The organism is Halomonas sp. N3-2A, from assembly GCF_002216165.1.
Lineage (GTDB): Bacteria > Pseudomonadota > Gammaproteobacteria > Pseudomonadales > Halomonadaceae > Vreelandella.
In genome coordinates this window covers 3,938,636-3,954,413 of sequence record NZ_CP022286.1, presented here as the reverse complement: position 1 = coordinate 3,954,413, position 15,778 = coordinate 3,938,636, and the positions used below count along the sequence as shown (strand labels likewise).

The following is a 15,778-nucleotide window of genomic DNA, read 5'->3' as shown; positions in this document are numbered from 1 at the left end:
GGGCACCCTTTTTCTTTACGTGTTAACGCATTGTTTTGCCAAATCTGACGGCGTTTCAACCACGTCATCAGCAGCTAATTCAGACGTACAATGGTAAAGAACCGAGCAGCTTGCGCTGATTAAGCAGAAAACGCTCTCTTAACATCCAGTAGTTTTGAGGTGATTGCTACGAGTAGGCAGGCACAAATAGATCAGCGATTGGCGCTGTTGCCCCAAGTGTGCATCAGTTCGTTGGAAGGCCAGGTTTCGTCTAGCAATTTAACGGCTGTCTCATGACCTGCTACTGGCAACCCTGTCGGGTCGAGCACCCCGATCTGCACCAGTAGCGAAGCCTGATCCCAGTAAATATGTTCATGATAGAGCTTGTCACCACGGAACTTGACGATGGCGACGAGCGGGATTTCCACATACTTACCGGTGGGCGCAATCCCTGGTAGCAACCAGTCGATCTCGCGATCGTGGGTAAAGCAGAACAATGTTTCATCAACGATTTGAGTCGCCCCGATAGTGCGTGATAGAGGAATCAGGGTAGTGTCGGCGGGATTACTGTCGACGAAGTGATGCTTGTAGAAGCGATAGAGCTGCCGATACCCCACCCCGCCCGTAAGCGTCGGGATATGGTTGACATAGGGCTGTTCCACCATGGTGGCCATGGTGTCGTCCACGTTGCGGGTAGAAAACTCATACTCGCAATGCTTATCCCACAGCGCCGAGAGATCGTAATGAGGCCCTATCGCATTGCGAAAAGCCGTCACCGAGCGCTGGTGGGCCATGAGCGCTGAGGGCTTGTGGTAGTGCTCTGAATGAGGGCGGGCAAAGGCATGATCCACACCCGGGTATAGATACAGCTCGATATTATCCTGCTCGCCCAGGGAAGCTTCTATCGCCTCGCGGGCGGCGGCGGGACAATATTCATCCTGTTCGGCGAAGTGCAGCACTAGAGTCCCACGGATGTTTTTTGCCTCGTCCAGATGGCTCTCGATTCCCATGCCGTAGTAACCCACCGCGGCATCTACATCACAACGACAAGCCGTCAAATAGGCCAGACGGGCACCGAGACAGAAGCCCAGGGCACCTACGGCACCACTGCACTCTGGACGCGACCGTAGGGTCTCGACAGCAGCGGCGATATCTTCAATACCGAGCTCCTGATCGAAGCCTTGAAATAAACCAAAGGCACGTTGCCAATCCTCCGGGGTATAGTCTAATTCAATGCTAGGCGCCTGACGCCAGAACAGATCCGGTGCCAGCACCACATAACCCTCTTCAGCGTAGTAATCGGCGATTTCACGGATGGTGGCATTAACACCGAATATTTCCTGCAGCAGCACAATCCCGGGGCCGCTGCCGGAGGCGGGAACGGCCAGATAACCAGTGAAGTTTCCGCTGCCATCCGCTGCCTTGATCTCGATAGAAGTGCCCATGTAGATACCTTTCGTTGTTGTTGGCGGGTCATTGCTAAAGTCCACGCCATCACCTTAGACAAGAAAGTAAGCACTTCACGATCCGCTAACTGCCATCTCTATCCGCTGAGTGCAGAAAGTAATTTGCCAAGAAATGAATCAAGAAAATCGCTATTTATACTGAAAGGACTTTCGACACTCCCCATTGATGCGGGCACATAACAACAATTGAGATCCTTATGACAACGCAACAATCGCTACCCCGTTGGATGAAGCAAGCCCTGATGGAGGATCATCGGAACTTGGTATTCAGCTCGACTGCCGCTGAGGAAACACGCACAAACGTCGCCAATATCTTTAAGTCACATCATCTGGAACCGTTGAGTCACGGTGGCAAACTGTCTGCCCGCCTGCACTCAGTAGCTCTGGGCTGCGTCTCCTATAACCGCCTCGCCTATGGCGGAGCTGTGCGCATCGACCCTGAGCGGCTCGAGCACTTCTACCTGATTCAGATGCCTCTACAGGGACAAGCCCGGATTGACAACGACGGCGAACAGATCGGCTCGGGACAGCTGCTGGCCTCAGTACTCAACCCCACGGCACGACTCAGGATGCACTATAGTGAAGATTGTGATCAGTTGATGCTACGTATCGAGCGTGAAGCACTAGAGCATGCCTGTAGCCGCTTTTTGGGACGCCCTCTACGCGCCCCTTTAAGTTTTCACCCCGTAATGTACTGGCGCGACACGCCCATCTGGTTCAACCTAATCGGCTATATCACTCGGCTGCTCAAGGAGTCACCGGAGGCACACCAAGATCCGCTGATTGCCCCCCAGCTTGAGCAATTGATCATCCATACCCTGTTAACGACTCAGCCCCACAATTACAGCGATGCGCTGCGCCAAGGGGATAAACGCCTAGCCCCACGCCACGTCAAACGGGTGGAGGAGTATATCGAGGCCCATGCCCAAGAGCCGCTGACGCCGGCTCAGTTGGCGTCGGTGGCTGGTGTTAGCCTGAGAACCCTCTATGCCGGCTTCCGAGATTTTCGCCATCAGAGCCCCATGGAAACCTTACGCCAGGTGCGTTTAGAAAGAGTCCGGCAGGCGCTGCTAACCGACACCGACACGGCGACAATCACCGACATTGCCATGGGCTGGGGCTTTACTCATATGGGACGCTTCAGTCTCAGTTATCGTCAGGTATTTGGCGAATCGCCCAGCGAAACACTGCGACGCCGGTGTCTCGTCGGCCGGTAGCGAGCAGAAAGTCTGCGGTTTTGTCTTTATTCAGGCGGCTAAAAGCAATACTTTTAGACGAATAGCCATTGCTTCACCAAAGTGGCAAAATAACAATACAAGTTCGCAATGCGCACTTAAAGACGACATGCGAACAAACCCTCGACCGCGCTACGGCCTCAAGGCCCCAAAATAATGATTACTGCGGCGAGGCTAGGAGGAAACATGACCGTACCTGTGACCCGACAACAAATCACCGCCGAGTTTCGTCATCCCGACTCGGCCTGCCGCTGGATGAGCCAAGTCAACGGCCCCCATCGTCTGGAAGTACCTCAACCGCGTCAGCTCAGCTTTCGCCATCAAGGAACCTGCCTAGGCAGTGTTTCGATCGGTACCATCGAATACGCCACTCGGGTAACCGTCGACATTGCCGATCTGACCCACAGCTACAGCATTAGTTTGCCCCTTCAGGGCACCCAGAGCATGGAGTATCAAGATAAAGCCTTCGACTCTGATACTGCCGTGGGAGCGATCATCTCGCCTAGCCAAACGTTGCGCCTGAGCATGGACGAGCAATGCCAGAAGCGCCTTGTGCGCCTCTCCCGCCAAGCCCTTGAACACAAACTATCGCAGCTGTTGCACCGCCATTTATCACAGCCAGTCATCTTTGAACCACGCATGCTTCTAAGCGGAACGGTTAAGGAGTGGTGGCAGATGGTAGCTAACCTGCAGGAAATGCTGCATGCCGAAGGTTCACTCTGCGATATTCCCGAGGTGTGGGGCAATTTCGAGAACTCACTGATTACCAGCCTGCTGTATACCCAGCCTCACAACTACACAAGCGAGCTACTCGGTCGCCAACAGGGGCGCCCTGCCTACCTGAGTGACTTAGAAGCGCTACTCCATGAGTCCCTGGATCGCTCCCTCGGCCTAGCCGAATTGGAACAAGCGGCTGGCGTCTCTCGAGAACGGCTCTATCGAGACTTCCATACCCACTACGGGGTCTCTCCCATCGCCTACTTCCGCCAGCTGCGTTTCGACTATGTGCGCCAGCGCCTGGAACTAGCCACCCCCAACGAAAGCGTCTCAAGCATCGCCATGGATTGTGGCTTCCAACAGTTGGGGCGCTTCTCACAGGAGTACAAGGTGCGTTTCAGCGAACTGCCCTCGGAAACCCTAAAGCGCTCGGCCACTGTACTGTTGCAATAAAAGCTCCTGCCTTACCAGTGCCAAGTACTATTTACCGGCGCAGGCAATAGCCGGTTATTTTCATAGGCCAGGGTGAGGCAATAAATCTAGAACTCCCATAAAATGTAGTACCGCGACAGCAACACCATAAAAAACGACCAAGAGAATCATCTTATTCCCACCTGGTGCCACAAACCCCACCCCACCTTTAGCAAGGGTGCGTGATTTTTTCGCCAACAATGCGGGGACGATGCATGTCCAAACAGTAGCAGCAGCGCCAGCATAACCAATCGCGATTAAAAAACCAAAGGGGAAAAACAACGACAATATAAGTGGGGGAAGAAAAGTTAATCCCCATGTTTTCACACGGCCTTTACGATCATTTTCAAAGCCACATAGATCAGCGATAAAATCAAATACACCCAGGCCAACGCCGACAAACGATGAAAAAATAGCAGCTGCAGAGAAAATACTAATAATATTAGAAACCCGTTCCGACTCTATCGCATCACCTAAGCTCGCTAACAGAGCATCAATATTTCCTCCTTGAGCAATCACTGGACCAAAATCATAGCGAGGTAAATTACCATACACACTAAAAATCCATACCATGTATAAAAATAACGCTATCAGAGTCCCTCCTAGTATCGCCTTCTTCGCCAATTCTTCGCTTTTATAGTATGACCTTAACGAAGCCACGGAGTGATGATACCCAAAAGATGTCAGTGCAACAGGGAACATTGCAAGAACATAAGGAAAATAGCGAAACTCTTGAGATAGGCCACTAAAAAGGTTAGATGCCTTAACATTAAAAGTCAGTCCAAAAACCCCCAAAACAAAACTCAACACCATAAACAATATCAGCACAACAGAAATCTTATCTACTGCCTTGGTAGAATGGAGAACAAACGATGAAAATATAATAACGAAGATTACAGCAGATAACTCACGGCCAATATTAACAACGCCTGAAATCATCAAACCTGCGGATGTAATGTAAGCATACAATAGAATCCCACCAACAAAATAGACCATTAAATTATTAAAATAATTAACTTTACTTCCTAACAAGTCTTTCGTAACGGTACTGAATGATGCTCTATAATCGTAGTGTTTCAACGCCTCCAACAGCATCCAACCAGATAGTGTCATGACAAGCATCGTAACAAGCAGTGCAAATGCAGACCATATCATCCAAGCGCCTGCTCCCGCAGTAGGTAAACCGAGCATTCCCGCACCAACGCAAACGCTGGCAACAATACAGGCACCGCCGAAAACAGATGTTTTTTTTATCATAGTGGTCATCCTTAAAAAGATAACAATCGCCAGGATTGTAATTTTTATTATCATCAATAGTTAGCTAATAGGAGTGGAAAAAACCACACCCAGAAATTAGGCATAAAGACGGCACACCTGACCGTCTTCACAAAGAAATGAAAGATTTTCTAGAATTAATAAACTCTTTACCTACATAGAGGTACGAACAGACCAAAGTTCAGGAAAAAACTTCAAATCAAGCGCTTTTTTAAGGTAGCTTACGCCTGCAGTCCCTCCAGTTCCCGTTTTAAACCCAATAATCCTTTCCACCGTTTTCATATGGCTAAAGCGCCATTTATGAAAATTGTATTCAGTATCAATAAGCTTCTCGGCTAGCTCATAAAGATCCCAATACTGATTAGTATCGCGATAAATATCGGCCCAAACGGCCTCTACTTCAGGTGAAGCCACATACGGCTCAGACCAATCTCGGTTAATCACTTTTTCGGGAAGAGAAAAGCCGCGTCGGCTCAATAATTTAAGACAAGAATCATAAAGGCTGGGTGCGTTTAAAACATTCGCCAGGTGTTGATAGTTCTTAGGATGCGAGCGATGTGCTTCAACCAGCCCTGGATGTTTATTTCCCAGCAAGAACTCCAGCTCGCGGTACTGATACGATTGAAATCCAGAACTTTGACCGAGACTATCACGGAAGGAAATATAATCGGCTGGCGTCATGGTAACCAACACTTCCCAGGCCTGAATCATTTGCTCCTGTATCCGCGCGACCCTCGTCAACATTTTGAGAGCTGGGCGCAACTCGTCAGCTATAATATTATTAGCAGCCGCATGGGCTTCATGAAGACACTGCTTAAGCCACAACTCAGAGACCTGATGAATAATAACGAACAGCATCTCATCATGAACTTCTGAACGGGGACGCTGACAAGACAACAATGGCTCTAGCTCCAAGTACTGTCCGTAACTAATATCTTGATCCCAGTGAACATTTTTTTCATCTTTCAAGTTTAACGCATTTTGGCTAGCATTTTTATTATCAGGGCTGTTCATAGTCACTCCATTTAAGACAGTTATAGCTTTTATTTACCCGCTATGGTGTTATTTAAACAATCTCATGCTATTTATTATTAAAAAACATGAAATTGGCATTTATATACTCGATAACATCGAAGTGATCACACTCAGGTCTAGTACAAAGCTCCGTATCCACACCAGTAGCCTTTGCCAGCGCCTTAAGCGTCTGCCCTTGAGCACGAAATGCGGGTGGGTCAAACTCACCGTGTACCAGTTGCAGCGGTGGTAACCCTTGCAATGCTTGGCACAGGGGGCTGAGGCGCTCTGCTCGTTCGGCATCTAATCCCAATGGCGCATCTATATAGGTCCCCACCAAAGGGCGTAGGTCATAGATCCCACTGGCCAGCAAGAGCGATTCGATACCACTCAGACGTTCTGGCCCTAAACAACTCATCAGTGCCAATTGAGCTCCAGCACTGTGCCCACCTAAGTGAATACGCCCATTCAGCCCAAGTGCATTTGACTCACGACGTAAAGCCTTAACTCCCTGCCGACAAGATGCCACCATCGTTTCAATTGAGGCATTTGGTGCTAAAGGGTAGTCCATGGAGGCAAAAGCCCAGCCCTGCTCGAGCCAATGGAAAGCCATAAAGTCGGTCGCGGAAGCGCTTAATTCCTGCCAGTAGCCACCATGGAGAAAGACCATTAGCGGCCAAGGTCCCTCACCTTCTGGAACAAACAGATTGAGCCCTTCTTGCGGCCCTGTTCCATAGACCAGACGTTTAGGCGGGTGACTCTCCCTGAGCAGCTCGCCTAACGCGGCTTGGCGATCCAGCGTTGCCTCAAAATCCCGGGCCCAGCGACTCGGCGAAAAAGCATGTTCACGAGCTGCTAAACCTTCACCGGGCAACATCTCAGGTCACCTCCGAGCGAATCTGGAAACGTGCTTCCAGGTACTCTCGATTTTCCACCACCTCACGGAAGTGCTGAGCCGCCTGCCAGACATCTGCATAGCTAAGATAAAGAGGTGTGAAGCCGAAGCGCATTAGTCCTGGCTCCCGATAATCGCCTATCACTCCACGTGCAATCAGTGCCTGAACAATGGCATAGCCATGCTCGCGATGGATAAAAGCGACCTGGCTGCCACGCTCTCCCTGAGGCAGGGTAATATCCTCAATGCCCTCAGATTCAAGTAAATCGGCCAGACAATCGCGGAACAGCTCACTCAACGCCAAGCTCTTTTCCCTTAGAGCGGTCATATCTACTTCCTGCCAGAGCCGTAGGGAGGCTTCTAGAGGGGCATAGATCAACGCCGAGTGGGTTCCTGTACGAAAACGGGTAATGCCCGCAGCGGGGGTATAGTCGCCACCAAAAGCAAAAGGAGTCGCGTGACCATGCCAGCCTGATAGCGGCTGCCAGCCACCATCTTGATGATCTTTGTGCACATAGAGGAATGCCGGAGCTCCAGGGCCTCCGTTGAGATATTTATAGGTGCAGCCGACTGCATAGCGAGCACCACAGCCATGCAGATCCACTGGAAGAGCTCCTGCGGAGTGAGCTAAGTCCCACACTACCTCAGCACCGTGCGCATGTACCAAGGCAGTCGTCTCCGACATATCGCGCAGCCGCCCAGTCCGGTAATTAACCTGGCTTAGCACTACGGCGGCCACATCGTCGTCAAGGTAATCTGCTAGCGCCGCACCTTCCGGAAGCACTCGATGCTCAAAGCCTGCGAAGCGACACAGCCCCTGGGCGATATATCCATCAGTGGGAAAGTTCCCTCCCTCGCTCAGGATAACGGGGCGCGAGCGCCCCTGCGATTCGGTGATATAGCCAAGTAGTTTGAAGATATTGAGTGTGATGTTATCGGTGACGATCACCTCATTAGCGCCTGCACCAATCAATGGCGCTAACAGGTCACCCAAACGCTCCGGCGCATCGAACCAACCTTGATTCCAGCCTTTGATCAGTTGATCACGCCACTGGTCGCGAGTGGCAGCAAGGGCTTCTCGAGCAGCCAGAGGCTGGGCCCCCAGGGAATTGCCGTCCAAGTAAAGCACGTCGTCAGGTAAAGCGAAGTGAGCCTTAAACGGCGCTAGGGGGTCGTGACTGTCCAGCTCACTCACACTTTTAAGGGTTGGGGTCATGGCAGCCTCCAGTTAACCGAATAATGAACTACTCATGATTCTAGAAGGGATAGAGAGGAAATAACTTGCGTTCTACGTCACAAAAAAGGCATTTTATGCAAATTCTTTGCATAAAATGGTCGTATTTAAGAATGGAACATCTTGACCGCTTTGATCGCTGGATCCTTCAAGCATTACAACGGGATGCTCGCTTAACCCTGGCCTCCCTAGCCGAGGCGGTAAATTTATCGCCAAGCCAGTGCTCTCGGCGCATTACCCGCCTGGAAGAGCATGGCATTATCCAAGGACATGCCTTACGGCTTGACCCAGAGGCGCTCGGCCTCAAAGTCACCGCGTTTATTTTTCTCTCGGTTGACAAAGGCTGTATGACGTCTCCCAAAGATGCAGTGGCAACGCTGTTATCCCGAGATGAAGTGATTGACTGTTACGCGGTGACCGGCAACCATGATTTTATTCTTAAGGTGGTGGTCGCAGATCTCGCAGAGCTATCCCATTTCTTATCGACCACGGTCAGCCCAATGGAAGGCATCCGTGATATTGCCAGTCAGGTAGCCATGAATAGTTTGAAGGTGGGCGGCCCCCTTAAGGTCACACCTTGAGGGGGCTCTGCTAATTACATGCTGTACATCCGTTTTCTAGAGAAGTGCCAACGTCAGCCAGGGTTGCCAAGCTAACAACACCAAGGTCACAAGACTCGCCAGCAGGAATGGCAACAATGCCAGGAAGATACGCATAGGCGGCACCCCCGTCATGGAAGAGGCAATAAACAGTCCTGCACCCACTGGCGGCGTCAGAAGTCCCAGCACTAACGTCAGACAGACCACCACACCAAACTGGTAGGGAGTAATATCAAACTGCTGGGTGGCAATCGGCAGCAGGATGGGGACTACCAGGATGAGCGCAGCGATACCATCGATGATCATTCCCACCAGTAGCAACACCCCCACCAGCAACAGCAGAAAAATAAAGGGGTCGGTGGTCAAAGCAGCGATCCAGGCGGCAGCCATTTGCGGCAGTTGCTCGTAGACGACCACCCAGCCGAAGACTCCAGCAGCAGCGATCAACATGATCACCAGACCGGCATTGATAGCGGTGCGTTTGAGTATCTCGGGCAGCATGGCGACTTTCAAATCACGATAGAGATAGCGCCCTAATAGCAACGCCGCCAGCGAGGCGAGCGCCGCCGATTCGGTGGGAGTCGCTAAGCCCAGCAGAATACCGCCGATGATAATCAGCGGTATCGACATGGCTGGCAGGCCCATCTTCAGCGCTTTTATTGCTTCTTGTCGACTCAGCCACTCTCCCTTGGGGTATTGCTGTACCAACCCCATGATGGCGATAGTCAGAAAGAAGGTGCCCCCTAGCAGTAGGCCCGGCAAGATACCGGCGATAAACATATCCGCGATGGGCACCTGGGCCATCACGCCGAACAGCACGAACAGCATTGAGGGCGGGATAATGGGTGACAGCAAGCCGCCAGCAGCGGTAATGGCCGCACTATAGGGCTTGTCATAGCCCTCCCGCTCCATGGCTGGCACCATAGCCCGAGACATGATGGCGATCTGCGAGGCGGCAGAACCGATAATCGCCGCCATCATCATGTTGGCAACCAGATTGATGTAGGCCAAGCCACCGCGAAAACCACCCACCAGCAGCCGTGCCAGGTCGATCAACCGGCGAGTTACCCCACCTTCGTTCATCAACTCTCCGGCCAGCATAAAGAGTGGAATGGCTAGCAGCCCATAGCTCTCGATGGCCGCGAATAACTGCTGAGGATAGGACTCAAAGAGCACGGTATTACCCGATACCAGGATATAGAACAGGGCGGTAAGTGCCAGCACCAGGGCAATGGGCACCGCCCCCAGCAGTAGCAAAGCAAAGACAGCGACAGTCATCGGGCCACCTCCTCTTGAGTGGTGTGGGATGCCGGACGACCAAGATTGCACAGAGATTGAAATAAATTGATCAGACTGTGGAATAGCAAGGAAGCGGCGAACCAAGGAAGAATCAGCCACACCCAGAACTTCTTGATACCCAGCGTTGAGGTATTCTCGGCATAGATGAAATTGAAGGTCTCGCCTTGAAAAGCCTGAATATCGAAGCCGGTCTGCCACAGCAGCAGCGGCTGATACCAGCGCCAACAAAGCCACAGCAGAATCAGCGCGAAGAGCGCCACCATGAGGTCGACGAACAAACCTACCAGGCGCTGACAAGAGGTCGGCAAGAGATCAGTGAACAGCGTCACAGCAATCCCTTGGCGCCGTTTAAAAACCGCACTGGAGATCAGCAGAGTCATCCAGATCATGGCGTAGATAGCCAGCTCGCTGATCCAGTAGATCGGGTAGCCGGCGGCACGAAAAGCCACATTGACAAGGATCAGCAGGGTCACTGCCGCCGCTAGGACAGCGGCAGTGATCTCCTCTCCTTTGGCAAGTCGGTCAGAAAGTCGTGACAACATCACGTCGCCCTCATTCACGTAGACGGTCGGCTTCCTGGCGAAGCATCTCCAGTCTCGGAGCTTTCTCACCCCAGATTGCTTCCCACTCGGCAATGGCGTCGCCGAAGAACTCAGCATCGGCCTCGACAATGTTCAGACCAAGCTCACGGATCTCAGCTTCTTGGGCAGCATCCTTAGCCTGAAAGCCGGACAGGACATTCTCCAGGTGCTCAGCCATGGTGGTCTCGATCAACTCACGATCCTCTACTGAGAGTTCGCGCCAAACCCGACCGGAGACCACACCCACCATAGGGAACATCATATGGTTGGAGATCAGTAAGTTAGGCGCCTGCTCATAAAACTTGAGGATCAAGATAGAATCAAAGTCCATGTCGATGGCATCTACCTGGCCATTAGCCAGAGCGTCATAGACTTCGAGCAGTGGCAGCGGGGCTGGAGCCGCGCCAGTGGCAGTATAGAAGTCACGGATTGGCTCAAAGGGGGTGATACGCAAGCGCTTCCCGCTCATATCGGCCTGGTTCTCGATAGGTGCCCGAGAGAGCACCTGCCGCATGCCTACCATGCCATAGCCAACGCCGACCATACCCACGCCCTGGGGCATCAGGTCGAGCAGTTCACCGGCAGTGTCGGAACGCAGTAAGCGAGCGGCATGATCCACATCATCAACCAGATAGGGCGCATAAAGGGCACCGAAGTCAGGAATCCGATTGGAAATTTCAGCGATGGTCAGAAAGGCCATGTCCAGCGCGCCAGTCTGCAATTGCTGAACCATCTGCGCTTCGTTACCGAGCTGCTGGGCCGGGAAGACACTGACGCTATGCTCGCCATCAGAACGCTCATGAAGGGTGTCGGCAAAGGCCACAGCTTCGGTGGACCAGAGGTGCTGGGGAGGTGTAATCACCCCCAGGCGGAAATCGCGAGCCTGGGCAGAAACGGCACTAAAGAGCAGAGAGGCCGCCACGGCAGTGCTCAGAAAGGCTTTTGTAGGAGTCATAATGGGTCTCTTATATAGTTTTTATGTGGTTTTAAAACAGACTCAAACCTTCGCGGTACCGGCCAGTTGACTGGCGAGATCCTGCTCATCTTCTTTAGCCCGCGGCCGGGCATGACGCACCTGTAGCTCGGGCGCCTCAACGTTGGCCAGTGCCACATTGAACACCACATGAGAAAACGGGCCGTCTAGTTCACGCTTGGCAATCTCGGCGGGGTCCTCAATACGTTCGGCAGTGACGACCAGCTCTTCACGGGTGGCAAAGGCAAAGTCGTCATAGGTGTAGGGATCACCCGCCAGGTTAATCTGAGTGGTCAGGTGCTGGTGGCCCGGAGCGGAGACGAAGTAATGAATATGCGCTGGACGCTGCCCGTGACGTCCCAGGGATTTCAGCACTACATCCGTGGGCGCACCTTCGGGTACGCCGTAACCAGAGGGGATAATGCTACGCGCGGTGTAGTGACCTTCGCTGTCGGTATAAATCGTACGGCGCAGGTTGTACTCAGATTGCGAAGGATCAAAGAAGGAGTAACCTCCATGGGAGTTGGCGTGCCAAATCTCGACCTTCGCGCCAGCAATCGGCGTGCCGTTCACGTCACGCACCTGACCGGTCAGCCACATGGTCTCACCGTCGTTATCCTGACTATCGTCCATGCGGGCAAAGCCTTCGGCTTCCGGGGCGCCAGCGACATACAGCGGGCCTTCAATAGTACGCGGGGTGCCGCCAGTGCGTTTGGCTTCAGCGTCGATAGCGTCTTGGCGCATATCAAGGTAGTGATCAAAACCAAGTCCAGGAGACAGCAAACCAAACTGAGTTTGGCTACCCAGCGAATTGAGCAGATTGACCGCCGCCCAGTACTCTTCCTCGGTCACATCGAAGTCATCGATTAGCTTGAACAGATCAGATACCAAGCGATGCACAATTTGTTTGGCGCGATCATTGCCACCGGTTTGGCCAAAGCCAGCAACGGTTTTGATGAAGTCTTGCACGTCGGGAGTGTCAAAAATCTTCACGGTCATGGTGAAACCCTCTGTTTGTTATAAGCTGTTGTTATTAATAAGAACTAACCTTGCACCTGGGTATATCAGCTATCGTCATCACGCACTGAAGAGGGGTGACGACACAGCGGTTTGACGCTGATCTCCATATAGGGAAACAGCGGTAAGTTGCTAACCAATGCTTGCAGCTCGGCGTTATCTTCAACGTCAAAGATGCTGACGTTCGAGTAGCTGCCTGCCACCCGCCATAAGTGGCGCCATTTGCCCTGGCGCTGCAGGTCTTGGGAGTAGCTCTTTTCAGCAGCCTTAATGTCTGCCGCTTGCTCGGCGGGCATATCCGTCGGCAATTTAACGGTCATTTCTACCTGATACAGCATGGCGCTCTCCTCCTCGGCTCTTACGCGACTAGTCTTTACGTGAGTAGTGCGTAACCTTGTCTTCATCTAGCGTGATACCCAGCCCCGGCCCTGTTGGTAAGTCGACGCCAAAGTCATGGTAATTAAGCGGTTTAACGACGATATCGTCTTTGAGCAGCAGCGGGCCGAACATCTCCGTACCCCAGGCCATTTCTGGTAGCGTTGCCCAGGCGTGGAGTGACGCGGCAGTGCCGATGGTGCCCTCCAGCAAGGTGCCACCGTACAAGCCAACCCCCGCAGCTTGGGCAACATGGGCCAGTTCCAGCACGCCGTACATGCCACCGGCTTTGGCAATCTTCAGCGCGAAGGCACCACTGAAACCGCCGCAGACAAGGTCAAGCCCGTCGCGAGCGTCTTGTACTGCCTCGTCAGCGAGCATTGGCACATTGAAACGGTTAGCCAGTCGGATCAGTCCGGCGTGCTCACGGGCAGGAATGGGCTGCTCAATCAGCTCAATACCGGCCTCCTGCAGCGCCTGAATACCGCGAACTGCGGTGGATTCATCCCACGCCTGGTTAACGTCAACACGCACGCTGGCGCGATCCCCCAAGGCCTCTTTGATGGCCGCCACGTGACGTACATCGTGATCCACCGGATGTGCGCCGATCTTCAACTTAAAGTCACAATGCCGACGCTGCTCTAAGCGCAACTGTGCTTCGTCGATATCCTTGGCGGTATCGCCACTGGCCAGCGTCCAGAGCACCGGCAAATGTGTTTGGCGGGCGCCGCCGAGCAGCTCGGCCACGCTTAGCCCCAAACGTTTTCCCTGAGCATCCAGCAGCGCGGTTTCCAGCGCCGATTTGGCGATCATATTCCCGCGGATGCGGCGGTTAAGACGGGCGCGTAGCTGATGAATATTGCCGGATGGTTGACCGATCAGCAGCGGCGCTAGGTAGGTATCAATATTGCGCTTGATGCTCTCTGGGCTTTCTGGGCCGTAGGCAAGGCCACCAATGGTGGTGCCTTCGCCTAGCCCTTCAACCCCATCCGAGTGGCGCATGCGCACAATGACCATGGTTTGGCAGGCCATAGTGGTCATGGAAAGCTTGTGTGGACGGATGGTCGGTAAATCGACCAGCACTGTTTGAATATCTTCAATAGAGACGCCGCGCATAGAAACCTCAACTAGAGATAAATTTCTCAAAAAACACTCGGCATTCGCCCACCGGATTTTCCTCAAACCAAGTCTTGCTAGCCTCAATCATCGGCGGCGGCCCACACAGGTAGGCATCGAAGGGCTGGGCGAGGAAATCGAGATCGAAAAGGTCACAGACCACGCCCTTGTTGCCTTGCCACGCTTCGGAAGGCGTCATTACAACGGTGCCAAAGGCGAAGTCGGGCAGCGTCTCGGTGAAAGCTTCTAGACGCGCGAGCTCACTGAGATCCTGCTCCTGAGTCACTCCATAGACGAGGCGGATCGGCTGCTGGCACTCGCCCTTTTCGGCCAGTTCCTCAAGCATACCGAGGAAGGCAGAAAGGCCCGTTCCACCGGCCACCATCAGTAACGGGCGCTGTACCTCACGGAGATAGAAGGCTCCCAAAGGCGCCTCCAGAGAGATGGCATCGCCCACCTGGGCACAGTCGCGCAGGTAATCGCTCATCACACCGCTCGGCAACAGGCGAATCAAAAAGCGCAACTTTCCCTCCTGTACCGCCGAGGTGGCAAAGGAGTAAGCCCGCCACTGATCGCTACCCGGCACCTCGATGCGAGCATACTGACCAGGCAGGTACGGCAATGCCTGAGTGGGATCGTCGAGGGTGATCTCGAGGATGGCAGCACCATCGGAGACCTGCTCCACGGCGCTGACAGTGCCGTTATGCACCTCGGTAGCCACACTGCAGACGTTGGAATCGATATCAAAGTAGAAAGAAGCCTGACTGGAGCGCAGGCGAGTCTGGCAAGCCAATACATGCCCTGCGGCGATCTCCTCCTCGGTCAAGGCTTCCTCATCGATATACTCGACGTCGACATCACCGGACTCGCGCAGGCAGCGGCAGGTACCACAAACCCCTTCTCGGCAATCCACCGGCAGATTGACTCCGTGACGCTGAGCGGCATCCATCAGCAGCTCATTCTTATCGACCTTGACGAAGCGGGTGGTGCCGTCCCGAAAGACAATGGCGGCTGTGTTATGCATGACTCGCCCTCCAGCAACATCAGACGTGGTAGAAATCCAAGACGGAATCGATCTTGTCGTTGAGCAGTACCGTGTGCTTACGGGTAATCTTCCAGTCGTCGCCATCACCACGCAGCGTGTAGCTGGCCGTGCCGAAGAAGTAGCCGCTCTCACCGAAGCGGTGGAAGTGAGTGACCCAATTCACCTTAGCCTGCACCTGACCATCATCACGTGGCGCCCAGCGCACGTTATTAATCAGATGCAACGTGCGGGGCATCGGCGTGGAAGCAGCGGACTTGCCAGTACGCAGGCGGAAGATGCGATCCTCAATGCCCGTGCGGTCCGCGTAGTACATCAGCGACATCTCACGCTTCGGGTCCTGGGTAATCTCGTGATCACCCTTCCACTGAGGGATATGAAACTCACACTCTGGGGCGAACTGGTCTAAATAAGCATCCCAATCCTGGCTGTCACAAAGTTCGGCGACCTGATAGAGAAACTGTTCGATGGCTTGCTGCTGGCTCATGAC

General features: G+C 53.2%; 16 protein-coding genes. 3 read left to right on the top strand and 13 right to left on the bottom strand.

Going from position 1 to position 15,778, the window contains the following annotated elements:
• Positions 1-191: 191 nt before the first annotated feature.
• Complete coding sequence (locus CEK60_RS18465) at positions 192-1,424, bottom strand: dienelactone hydrolase family protein (RefSeq protein WP_089040974.1); 1,233 nt, start codon at positions 1,422-1,424, stop codon at positions 192-194.
• Between the two features lie 218 nt (positions 1,425-1,642).
• Here CEK60_RS18465 and CEK60_RS18460 point away from each other — a divergent pair, with 218 nt between their 5' ends.
• Together CEK60_RS18460 and CEK60_RS18455 are read left to right on the top strand one after the other, a co-directional pair.
• Complete coding sequence (locus CEK60_RS18460) at positions 1,643-2,662, top strand: AraC family transcriptional regulator (RefSeq protein ID WP_089040235.1); 1,020 nt, start codon at positions 1,643-1,645, stop codon at positions 2,660-2,662.
• 204 nt (positions 2,663-2,866) lie between these two features.
• Complete coding sequence (locus tag CEK60_RS18455; RefSeq protein WP_198361384.1) at positions 2,867-3,850, top strand: AraC family transcriptional regulator; 984 nt, start codon at positions 2,867-2,869, stop codon at positions 3,848-3,850.
• Between the two features lie 60 nt (positions 3,851-3,910).
• On the opposite strand, the gene CEK60_RS18450 is transcribed toward CEK60_RS18455, so the two are convergent.
• From CEK60_RS18450 to kynU, 4 genes are all read right to left on the bottom strand, one after another.
• The gene (locus CEK60_RS18450; RefSeq protein WP_089040233.1) at positions 3,911-5,125 is read right to left on the bottom strand and encodes an aromatic amino acid transporter; all 1,215 of its coding nucleotides are present in this window, start codon (positions 5,123-5,125) and stop codon (positions 3,911-3,913) included.
• 171 nt (positions 5,126-5,296) lie between these two features.
• Complete coding sequence (kynA, locus tag CEK60_RS18445) at positions 5,297-6,157, bottom strand: tryptophan 2,3-dioxygenase (RefSeq protein WP_089040232.1); 861 nt, start codon at positions 6,155-6,157, stop codon at positions 5,297-5,299.
• Positions 6,158-6,224: 67 nt separating this feature from the next.
• Positions 6,225-7,034, bottom strand: coding sequence for an alpha/beta hydrolase (locus CEK60_RS18440; RefSeq protein ID WP_089040231.1), 810 nt, complete (start codon positions 7,032-7,034; stop codon positions 6,225-6,227).
• Between the two features lies 1 nt (position 7,035).
• Entirely contained in the window at positions 7,036-8,268 is a 1,233-nt protein-coding gene (gene kynU, locus CEK60_RS18435) for a kynureninase (protein WP_089040230.1), read from the bottom strand.
• Between the two features lie 131 nt (positions 8,269-8,399).
• On the opposite strand from kynU, the gene CEK60_RS18430 reads away from it, so the two are divergent.
• Positions 8,400-8,867: an Lrp/AsnC family transcriptional regulator gene (locus CEK60_RS18430; RefSeq protein WP_198361383.1), complete on the top strand. Its 468-nt coding sequence runs from the start codon at positions 8,400-8,402 to the stop codon at positions 8,865-8,867.
• Positions 8,868-8,903: 36 nt separating this feature from the next.
• Here the strand turns inward: CEK60_RS18430 and CEK60_RS18425 are convergent, their stop codons facing one another.
• From CEK60_RS18425 to antB, 8 genes are all read right to left on the bottom strand, one after another.
• Positions 8,904-10,163 carry a TRAP transporter large permease gene (locus CEK60_RS18425; RefSeq protein ID WP_089040228.1) on the bottom strand — a complete coding sequence of 420 codons (1,260 nt, stop codon included), beginning with the start codon at positions 10,161-10,163 and terminating at the stop codon, positions 8,904-8,906.
• On the bottom strand, positions 10,160-10,726 hold the full coding sequence (locus CEK60_RS18420; protein ID WP_089040227.1) for a TRAP transporter small permease: 567 nt from the start codon (positions 10,724-10,726) through the stop codon (positions 10,160-10,162). Before CEK60_RS18420 ends, CEK60_RS18425 begins: the two co-directional genes overlap by 4 nt.
• 10 nt (positions 10,727-10,736) lie before the next feature.
• Positions 10,737-11,720, bottom strand: a complete 984-nt coding sequence (locus tag CEK60_RS18415) for a TRAP transporter substrate-binding protein (RefSeq protein ID WP_089040226.1) — start codon at positions 11,718-11,720, stop codon at positions 10,737-10,739.
• A gap of 42 nt (positions 11,721-11,762) precedes the next feature.
• Complete coding sequence (gene catA / locus CEK60_RS18410) at positions 11,763-12,737, bottom strand: catechol 1,2-dioxygenase (RefSeq protein ID WP_038479640.1); 975 nt, start codon at positions 12,735-12,737, stop codon at positions 11,763-11,765.
• A 65-nt stretch (positions 12,738-12,802) separates the two neighbouring features.
• Positions 12,803-13,093 carry a muconolactone Delta-isomerase gene (catC, locus tag CEK60_RS18405; RefSeq protein ID WP_089040225.1) on the bottom strand — a complete coding sequence of 97 codons (291 nt, stop codon included), beginning with the start codon at positions 13,091-13,093 and terminating at the stop codon, positions 12,803-12,805.
• A gap of 28 nt (positions 13,094-13,121) precedes the next feature.
• Complete coding sequence (locus tag CEK60_RS18400; RefSeq protein WP_089040224.1) at positions 13,122-14,246, bottom strand: muconate/chloromuconate family cycloisomerase; 1,125 nt, start codon at positions 14,244-14,246, stop codon at positions 13,122-13,124.
• A 7-nt stretch (positions 14,247-14,253) separates the two neighbouring features.
• The gene (gene antC / locus CEK60_RS18395; RefSeq protein WP_089040223.1) at positions 14,254-15,270 is read right to left on the bottom strand and encodes an anthranilate 1,2-dioxygenase electron transfer component AntC; all 1,017 of its coding nucleotides are present in this window, start codon (positions 15,268-15,270) and stop codon (positions 14,254-14,256) included.
• A gap of 19 nt (positions 15,271-15,289) precedes the next feature.
• Entirely contained in the window at positions 15,290-15,775 is a 486-nt protein-coding gene (gene antB, locus CEK60_RS18390) for an anthranilate 1,2-dioxygenase small subunit (RefSeq protein WP_089040222.1), read from the bottom strand.
• Positions 15,776-15,778: the final 3 nt, after the last annotated feature.

Coding starts and splice junctions, on each gene's coding strand:
- CEK60_RS18450 (WP_089040233.1), bottom strand. CDS start 5,125: ATGATAAAAAAAACATCTGTTTTCGGCGGTGCCTGTATTGTTGCCAGC.
- kynU (WP_089040230.1), bottom strand. CDS start 8,268: ATGACCCCAACCCTTAAAAGTGTGAGTGAGCTGGACAGTCACGACCCC.
- antC (WP_089040223.1), bottom strand. CDS start 15,270: ATGCATAACACAGCCGCCATTGTCTTTCGGGACGGCACCACCCGCTTC.
- CEK60_RS18430 (WP_198361383.1), top strand. CDS start 8,400: ATGGAACATCTTGACCGCTTTGATCGCTGGATCCTTCAAGCATTACAA.
- CEK60_RS18425 (WP_089040228.1), bottom strand. CDS start 10,163: ATGACTGTCGCTGTCTTTGCTTTGCTACTGCTGGGGGCGGTGCCCATT.
- kynA (WP_089040232.1), bottom strand. CDS start 6,157: ATGAACAGCCCTGATAATAAAAATGCTAGCCAAAATGCGTTAAACTTG.
- CEK60_RS18440 (WP_089040231.1), bottom strand. CDS start 7,034: ATGTTGCCCGGTGAAGGTTTAGCAGCTCGTGAACATGCTTTTTCGCCG.
- CEK60_RS18420 (WP_089040227.1), bottom strand. CDS start 10,726: ATGTTGTCACGACTTTCTGACCGACTTGCCAAAGGAGAGGAGATCACT.
- catA (WP_038479640.1), bottom strand. CDS start 12,737: ATGACCGTGAAGATTTTTGACACTCCCGACGTGCAAGACTTCATCAAA.
- CEK60_RS18400 (WP_089040224.1), bottom strand. CDS start 14,246: ATGCGCGGCGTCTCTATTGAAGATATTCAAACAGTGCTGGTCGATTTA.
- CEK60_RS18460 (WP_089040235.1), top strand. CDS start 1,643: ATGACAACGCAACAATCGCTACCCCGTTGGATGAAGCAAGCCCTGATG.
- antB (WP_089040222.1), bottom strand. CDS start 15,775: ATGAGCCAGCAGCAAGCCATCGAACAGTTTCTCTATCAGGTCGCCGAA.
- catC (WP_089040225.1), bottom strand. CDS start 13,093: ATGCTGTATCAGGTAGAAATGACCGTTAAATTGCCGACGGATATGCCC.
- CEK60_RS18415 (WP_089040226.1), bottom strand. CDS start 11,720: ATGACTCCTACAAAAGCCTTTCTGAGCACTGCCGTGGCGGCCTCTCTG.
- CEK60_RS18465 (WP_089040974.1), bottom strand. CDS start 1,424: ATGGGCACTTCTATCGAGATCAAGGCAGCGGATGGCAGCGGAAACTTC.
- CEK60_RS18455 (WP_198361384.1), top strand. CDS start 2,867: ATGACCGTACCTGTGACCCGACAACAAATCACCGCCGAGTTTCGTCAT.